General features: G+C 66.0%; 7 protein-coding genes. 6 read left to right on the top strand and 1 reads right to left on the bottom strand.

Annotation, left to right across the window (positions count from 1 at the left end; all coding sequences use genetic code 11):
- The first annotated feature begins 49 nt into the window (after window positions 1-49).
- From RSO01_RS45140 to RSO01_RS45115, 6 genes are all read left to right on the top strand, one after another.
- Window positions 50-1438 carry an amidase gene (locus RSO01_RS45140; RefSeq protein WP_147157182.1) on the top strand — a complete coding sequence of 463 codons (1389 nt, stop codon included), beginning with the start codon at window positions 50-52 and terminating at the stop codon, window positions 1436-1438.
- A 99-nt stretch (window positions 1439-1537) separates the two neighbouring features.
- Window positions 1538-3613 (top strand): adenylate/guanylate cyclase domain-containing protein, encoded by a 2076-nt coding sequence (locus tag RSO01_RS45135; protein WP_147157181.1) that lies wholly within the window; start codon window positions 1538-1540, stop codon window positions 3611-3613.
- Between the two features lie 75 nt (window positions 3614-3688).
- Entirely contained in the window at window positions 3689-4405 is a 717-nt protein-coding gene (locus tag RSO01_RS45130; RefSeq protein WP_170303863.1) for a methyltransferase domain-containing protein, read from the top strand.
- A gap of 47 nt (window positions 4406-4452) precedes the next feature.
- A complete protein-coding gene (locus RSO01_RS45125) occupies window positions 4453-6105 on the top strand; it encodes a transporter substrate-binding domain-containing protein (RefSeq protein ID WP_170303862.1) in 1653 nt (550 codons plus the stop codon).
- Window positions 6102-6746 carry a hypothetical protein gene (locus tag RSO01_RS45120; protein ID WP_147157178.1) on the top strand — a complete coding sequence of 215 codons (645 nt, stop codon included), beginning with the start codon at window positions 6102-6104 and terminating at the stop codon, window positions 6744-6746. Before RSO01_RS45125 ends, RSO01_RS45120 begins: the two co-directional genes overlap by 4 nt.
- A gap of 31 nt (window positions 6747-6777) precedes the next feature.
- Window positions 6778-7293 carry a superoxide dismutase family protein gene (locus RSO01_RS45115; RefSeq protein WP_147157177.1) on the top strand — a complete coding sequence of 172 codons (516 nt, stop codon included), beginning with the start codon at window positions 6778-6780 and terminating at the stop codon, window positions 7291-7293.
- Window positions 7294-7354: 61 nt separating this feature from the next.
- Here the strand turns inward: RSO01_RS45115 and RSO01_RS45110 are convergent.
- Window positions 7355-7674 (bottom strand): tripartite tricarboxylate transporter permease (locus RSO01_RS45110; protein ID WP_174825999.1); only part of this gene is annotated, 320 nt, incomplete at its 5' end.

Here is a 7674-nt window from a genome sequence, read left to right as displayed (position 1 = left end):
CATGAGCGAGCCGGAGGCTCGCGGTCCGGAAGAGTATGAGGGAGAGCCTATGCCGACCGACGATCTGCACTATCTCTCGCTCGACGAGGTTGCCCGGCGGCTGAAGGCGCGCAAGCTTTCGTCGGTCGAGGCGACCGAGGCGATGCTGGATCGTATCGGCGCGCTCGACCCGAAGCTCAAGAGCTACGCCACGGTCACGCCCGAGCGCGCGCTGGCCGACGCCAGGCGCCTCGATGCCGAGACCGCGGCCGGCAAGTCGCGCGGCCCCCTGCATGGCGTGCCGATCGCCGTAAAAGATCTCTGCAATACCGAAGGTGTGCCGACGGCCGCCGGCATGGCGATCCGGCGCGATCATGTGCCGGCGAAGGACGCGACGGTGGTGGCCCGGCTGAAGCAGGCGGGCGCGGTGATCCTGGGCAAGCTGCAGATGACCGAGGGCGCCTACGGCCTGCACCACCCGTCGGTCGACCTGCCGGTGAATCCGTTCAACGCTGCCTATTGGACCGGCGTCTCGTCCTCCGGCTCGGGCGTGGCGACCGCGGCGGGCCTTTGCTTCGCCTCGCTTGGCTCCGACACCGGCGGCTCGATCCGCTTCCCCTCGACCATGAATGGGCTGAGCGGCCTCAAGCCGACCTGGGGTCGCGTCAGCCGCGCCGGCGTCTTTCCGCTGGCCGAATCACTCGACCATGTCGGGCCGATGTGCCGCAGCGCCCAGGACGCCGCCATCGTGCTGGGCGTCATCGCCGGCGCCGACCCCGACGACCCGACAGCCTCGCCGCACCCCGTGCCGGACTACGCCGCCGCGACCGCAGCGGGCGTAAAAGGTAAGCGGATCGGGGTCCCGAAGAACCTGATCGACGCCGATGCCGATTGCCAACGCGCGCTCGACGGTGCATTGGCGGCCCTGGCACAGCAGGGCGCCCAGCTGGTCGATGTCACGCTGCCGGAGCTCGATGAGGCAACGATGCAATGGCTGGCGCTGTGCGGTGTCGAGGCGGCATTCGCGCATGAGGCGACCTTTCCGTCGCGGCGCGCCGAATACGGCGCCGAGTTCGCGGCCCTGCTCGACCTTGGCCGCGGCCTTACGGGCCTGCAGCTCACCCGCATACAGCTCGTCCGTGCGCGCGTGGCCGGCGAGCTCGAGCAGCTCCTGGCCTCGATCGATCTGCTGTTCTTGCCGGTGATGGGCGTGGCCGCCCCTTCGCTGGCGGCCATGAAAGCACGCACGCCGCAGACCATCGCCTCCCGGTTGCGTTACACCGCCCCGCTCGACATGAGCGGTCATCCCACGCTCACCCTGCCGGGCGGCATGACGGCCGACGGCGTTCCGGTCGGCTTCCAGATCGTCGGTCGCAGCTTCGATGAAGCAGGAATCCTGACGGCCGGCCACGCCTTCCAGCAGGTAACGGACTGGCATACGAGGCGGCCACCGGTCTAAACCGAGCGAACGTTGCATGGACGGTGAAGGGTCAATGGGCTAGAATCAATCGTCCCCTCAAAAAGCGGCTGACAGAGCGCGCTCCACGACGGCTGGTTCATGAACATCTTCCGCAATATGCGGCTCAAGCCCAGCATTCTGACGTCGTTCGTGGTCCTCACCGTCCCCGTCTTCTTCACGATCATTACCGTCACGTATCTCTCGAACGACCGCATCGCCCGGACCCATGCGCAGCAGCTGGTCGAGCGCTTCCGCAACGAGGCGATCGACAACATCCAGGACGATTTCAATCCCATCAAGTCGCTGGCCCGTTCGGCTGCAGCGATCGGCGATGAGTTTCCCGACTTCTACGCGTCGAGCCGCTGCTTCAAGTATTTCCAGACCGTCCTGGTGCACAGCCCCAAGATCGTCAGCGTGTATGTCGGCCTGGAAGATGGCAGCTTCCGCCAGACACGCCGAATCGACGCCGACGTGAAGGTCCAGGGCAAGCTGCCGCCAAAAGGTTCGCAGTACGCCTATCGCTGGATCCTCCCAAGGGCAGGCGAGCAGACACTTGATCACTTCCTTTATCTCGACGCCGATCTCAAGGAGCTGGGGGCGAGCGAGGAGCCCACCGCCTACGATCCGCGCAGCAGGTTGTGGTATCGCAGCGCGGCCGAGGCGCGCACGGAAATGATCTCCGATCCCGACGTCTTCGCGACGCTCGGTCTGATCGGATTCACGGTAGCCGCGCCCTTCTACTCGGCCGGCAAGCTGCAAGGCGTGGCGGCGATCGACATGACCTTGGCCGGCCTCGGCGAATATCTCGCCGAGCGCAAGATCAGTACCGGCACCGTGAGCTATATGCTCGACCACCAGGGCCGCGTGATCGCGGCGTCCGATCTGTCGAAGACCTACGCTAATGTGCAGGGCAAGCTCGAGCTGCTGCACATTACCGCGCTCGAGAACGATCTGCCGGCCTTCGCCTACAGCGCCCGCCCGCGCGCCAGCGAGGGCCTCTACACCTTCGCGAATGACGGCAAGGAATATGTCGCGAGCCTGGCCACCATGCCGGCGGAGTTCGGCAAGAAGTGGCAGCTCTTCATCATTACGCCGCTCGCCGACTTCACCAGCGCGTTCCAGGCCAACAACATTCGTCTCGCCATCTTCGGCCTGATGGCGATGGCCCTGCAGGTCGTCGTCATCTTCTTCATGACTGGCGTGGTCTCTTCGCCGCTCGAGCGGCTCGCCTTCAAGGTCGGCAAGATCCAGGAGCTGGGAACCGAACAGCTGCCGTCGGTGAATTCGGCGATCCGCGAGATCTCGGTGCTGTCCAAGGCGATCGACACGCTCGATGCCGCGGTGAAGTCGTTCTCGGCCTTCGTGCCGATCGGCCTGGTAACGCAGCTGCTGCAGTCGGAGCAGAAGCTGGAGCTGGGCGGCCATAGCCGCTTCCTCACCATCTTCTTCTCCGATCTCGAAGGCTTCTCGACGATGTCGGAGGAGGTGCCGTCGCAGGAGCTGCTGCTGCGCGTCTCGGCCTACCTCGAGCTCGTGACCAAGACCGTGAACCAGGAGCACGGCACCATCGACAAGTTCATCGGCGACGGCGTGATGGCTTTCTGGGGCGCGCCGGCCTTGCTCGACGACCATGCCTGGCGGTCGTGCGTGGCGGCGATGCGCATCCAGCGCGGCATGGACGCGCTGAATGAGCGCTGGCATGCCGAAGAGCTGAAGCCACTCAAGGTCCGCATCGGCATTCATTGCGATGCCGTGCTGGTCGGCAACATCGGCTCCAAGGAGCGCATGAGCTATACCGTGATGGGCGACGGCGTGAACGTCGCCGCCCGGCTGGAAGGCACCAACAAGGAGTTCAACACCCGCATCCTGGTCAGCCATTCGGTGTTCAAGGAGGCAGGCGAGCGGCTGTGCGTGCGGCCGATCGACGACGTCACGGTCAAGGGACGGCGCTCCAAGGTGCCGATCTACGAGCTGATGGGCGTCTACGGCGCCGACGATCCGGGTCTGGAGCCCACGCCCGAGACCCAGCGGTTAGCCAAGTTGACGCGGCTTGCCTATGAGGCTCTGGTCAAGGAGGACTACGCTTTGGCAGCGCGCCGCTACCGCGAGATACTGGCGGAATTTCCCGACGATCCGGTGGCGTCGACGTTGATCAAACGGCTTGTCGCGGCATAAGGAGAGGTGCCGTTGGGTGCGAAGGGCATTGGTGGGGACTGTGCCCGGGACGTATGTGTTTTGGGGGTAATTGACGTGCTGAAGCCCAGATTGGTGCAGGACGCCAAGGCCGAGCTTGCGCTCGCCGCCTTGCGACCGAGCGAGTATACGGCGGCCCTGATCCAGGTGCTGCAGGCGAAGTCGGGCGCGGTGCGGGGCGCCAAGGTGCTAGAGGTCGGCTCGGGCAGCGGCGTCGTGCTGGCGGCGCTGGGCGAGTTGGGCGCGGCGTCGCTATGCGGCATCGACATCGAGGAGGACGCCGTCACCTCGGGCATGCTGTTGCTGGCCGAGCTCGGCCACGGCGAGACGTCGGAGCTCTACCTTGGCGACATGTGGCTGCCGGTCGCCGCACGCCGCTTCGACCTGATCGTCGCCAACCTGCCTCACTTCCCCATGGAGCGCAGCGACGTTCCCGGTCGCCTGCCGACCTGGAGCGCCGGCGGCAGCAACGGCCGCGCTCTGCTCGATCCGTTTCTCGAGGGGCTGGAGGCGCATCTTGCCGGTGGCGGTCGCGCCATCATCACCCACAACGCCTTCGTCGACATCGAGCGCTCGCGCGAGATCCTGGCGGGATTCGGCCTGGCGCTCAGCATCGCGCTCACCACACTGGTCTACATTCCCGAGGACAAGCTCTCGCGCATGAGCGCGAGCGTGCTCGCCGTCCCGGACGGCCGCTCGATCCACCGCTACGGACCCTACGCCTTCGGCGAGATGCACATCGTCGAGATTGTAAGAGACGGGGTGGCAAGTTGAAGCCTCCCGTCATCCTGAGCGCAGCGAAGGATCTCATGGCGGCGGGGATGAGGTCCTTCGCTGCGCTCAGGACGACAGCGATTGTGCTTTGCCTGCTTGTCGCTGCCGTCGCCCCCGCCCGCGCCAAAACCCCCGACGCCGCCCTGGCCGAGCTGCTCAAGGAGGCGCGCGCCAAGGTGCCGGAGGCCTGCAGCCAACCCAACGTCGACCGGCTGATCAAGATCTTGTGCGCCAAGAAGATCCGCGTCGGCATTCGCGACTACTATCCGCTGTTCGCCACGCGCGCCGGCGAGAAGCGCGAGGGCTACGAGGTCGACGTTGCGCTGGCGATCGGCCGCATGCTGGGTGTCGATGTCGACTTCGTGCGGGTCAATGCCGCCACCCGCATTCCGTTGCTGGCCGAGGACCGCATCGACCTCGCCATCGCCACCATGGGCCACAACACCCAGCGCGACGGTCAGGCGCGCTTCATCCGCCCGCACTACTACCGTTCGGAGACGACAGTCGTCGGTCCGCGCGAGCTTCCCGTGGCCAGCATGCTCGACCTGCCGGGCCGCACCGTGTGCGTCACGGTCGGCAATGGCTCGAACGCCGAGCTGGTGTCGCAGGGCGCGCGGCTCATGCTGTTCGACGAGGCCGGCGTCCTGCCCGATCGGCTGAAGGACCAGACCTGCACGCTGGCCGCCCAGGACGACAGCTTCTTCGCCAAGTACTTCACCGACGAAGACTTCAATTCCCGATACTTCCAGAAATTCGGCTTCGCCCAGGTGCCATGGGGCATGGCCGTGGCGCGCCAAGGCAGCGCCGAGCTGGCGCGTGCGCTCGACCTGATCAGCCAGGTCTTCCATCGCGACGGCCTGTTCGTCGACATCGGCCGCCTGCACAGCATCCGGCTGGGCTTCCTGCGTCAGCAGCAGGAGGTCTGGCGCAAGCCCGAATGCAACACCGACAGCGGCACCAGCAATCCCAATTGCGTCCTGCCGCCGCTCAATACGGCGCTGCAGCCGACAAGCTTCGCGGCCGACGTGACCGGCTTCGAGCAATGGGTCGAAGAGCGTACCGGCGTCGATGTCACTTTGCCGATGCTCAAGACGGCGCCGGCCTGGTCGTTGTTCAAGGACGGCGTGATCTATTCCCTGATCCTGATTGCCGGCGCGCTCGCCGCGACGCTGATCTTCGCCCTGATGCTGGGCGCGGCCATGGGGTCGCGCTCCTTCGTGCTGCGCTGGCCGGCGCGGCTGCTGACGATAGCGCTGCAGTCCTCGCCCATCGTGCTCACGCTGGTGATCGCCGCCACCGTGGCGCACAGCCTGTTCGCGCTGTCGACCGAGACGGTGCTGGCGGCCGCCATCGCGGCGCTGGGGCTGACCAACGGGGCCAACGCCGGCCAGGCGATCGGCGAGGCGATGTGGAGCCTGCGCGCCGAAGGCGCGAACGCCGGCCTGTTCGGCCGGGCGCTGAGCCGCGCGGCGACCCAGATCGTGGCCTTCCTGGTCAACGCGTCCAAGGGCACGCCGATCGCGAGCTTCATCGGTGCGCCCGAGCTCCTGAGCTCGCTCACCGACATCACATCGTTCTCCAGCGGCCGGATCACGACCTACACGATCCTGCTGGTCTTCTACACCGCGGTGGTGATGGTGGTGGTCTGGCTGTGCGGCAAGCTGCGGCAGGTCCTCGAGAACCGGCAGGTCGCGGCATGAACGCGCTTTGGGAAAACCTGTCGAGCGATTTCCTGCCGAGGTTCCTGGCCGGCATGGCGGTCAACTTCGAGATCGCCGCCATCGCGCTCATCATCGGCCTGGCACTCGGCCTGCTGCTGGCGGCCGGCCGGCTGGCCGGCGGCGTGTTCACGGCGATCACGGTCTCGATCATCGCGCTGATGCGGGCGGCGCCGACTTTCGTCGTCATGTTCTTCCTGCTGAACGCCATTCCGCGCGACGCGACCCTGTTCGGCGTGCCTTTCGCGCTGTCGGGCGTCATGACCGTGGCGCTGTCGCTGGTGCCCTATTCAGCGGCTTACGTCGCCGATGCCGGTGTCGACGCCATCAGGCACCTGCGCGCCGGCGCGACGCATGGGGCGCTTCTGTTCTTGCCCAACGTCACCCGGGCGTTCTTCGTGATGGTGATGTCGTCGAGCGCCGGTGCCGCGATCGGCGTCACCGAGGGCATCACCGTCATCCTGCGCCAAGCCGAGCAGCTGGCCAATTTCAACGACCGGCTGGTGCTGTTCGCCATCGGCATCGTGCTGTTCGGCATCCCGCTGCAGGCGGGTTTCATGCTGATGAGCCTCTTCCAGCGCCGCTTCGGCCGCTCGACGGTGGAGGAAGAAGCCAGCGCTTGATGGTACGATCCCAAGTCACATGGAGGTGTCGATGCCTTTTGGTCGCTGGTTCTGTGCAGTCACGCTAACGAGCTGTCTGCTGTCGCTTCCCGCCTACGCCCAGACGGCGAAGGCGTCATTGAAGGATGCCCAAGGCAAGGACGTCGGTCAGGTCCAGCTGACCCAGACTCCGCACGGCGTCCTCTTGAAGATGTCGCTGAAGGGAGCGCCGCCGGGCGAGCGCGCTTTCCATATCCATGCCGTCGGCAAGTGCGAGCCGCCGTTCACCAGCGCGGGGCCGCATTTCAATCCCGCCAGCCATAAGCATGGCCTGGAAGCGAAGGAGGGCAGCCATGCCGGCGACATGCCCAACCTGCATATTCCGGCGAGCGGCGAACTCGTGATCGAGATCGCCAATCCGATGATCTCGCTGGTCAAGGGGCAGCCGAACTCGCTGTTCGACGCCGACGGCTCGGCAATCATCATCCATGCCGGCTCCGACGACTACAAGACCGATCCCACCGGCAATGCCGGCGACAGGGTCGCCTGCGGCGTCGTTACCGAATAGGCACGCCGGAGCAGCAGTAGTCCGTCCAGCTGATTGCAGCTGGACGGATCCGTGCTCCGGATCAGCCTTCTTCCTGGAAGGCTTCCTCGCGCGCTTTCTTGATGCTGGGCAGGGCCATCAGGATGAGCAGGAGCGCGGTGGTGATCAAGAGGCCGAGGCTGATCGGCCGCTCGAGGAAGACCATCGGATCGCCGCGCGATAGCAGCATGGCGCGCCGGAAGTACTCCTCCATCTGCGGACCCAGCACCAGCCCCAGCAGGAACGGCGCGCCCTCGCAGCCCAGGCGGACGAAGATGTAGCCAAGCACGCCGAACATGGCGACCTGCATGACGTGGAAGGTCGAGTTCTGCAGGCTGTAGGCGCCGATACAGCAGAACAGCA

The organism is Reyranella soli, assembly GCF_007992495.1.
In the GTDB taxonomy this organism is placed as follows: domain Bacteria; phylum Pseudomonadota; class Alphaproteobacteria; order Reyranellales; family Reyranellaceae; genus Reyranella; species Reyranella soli.
This window is presented reverse-complemented; position numbering and strand designations above follow the sequence as displayed.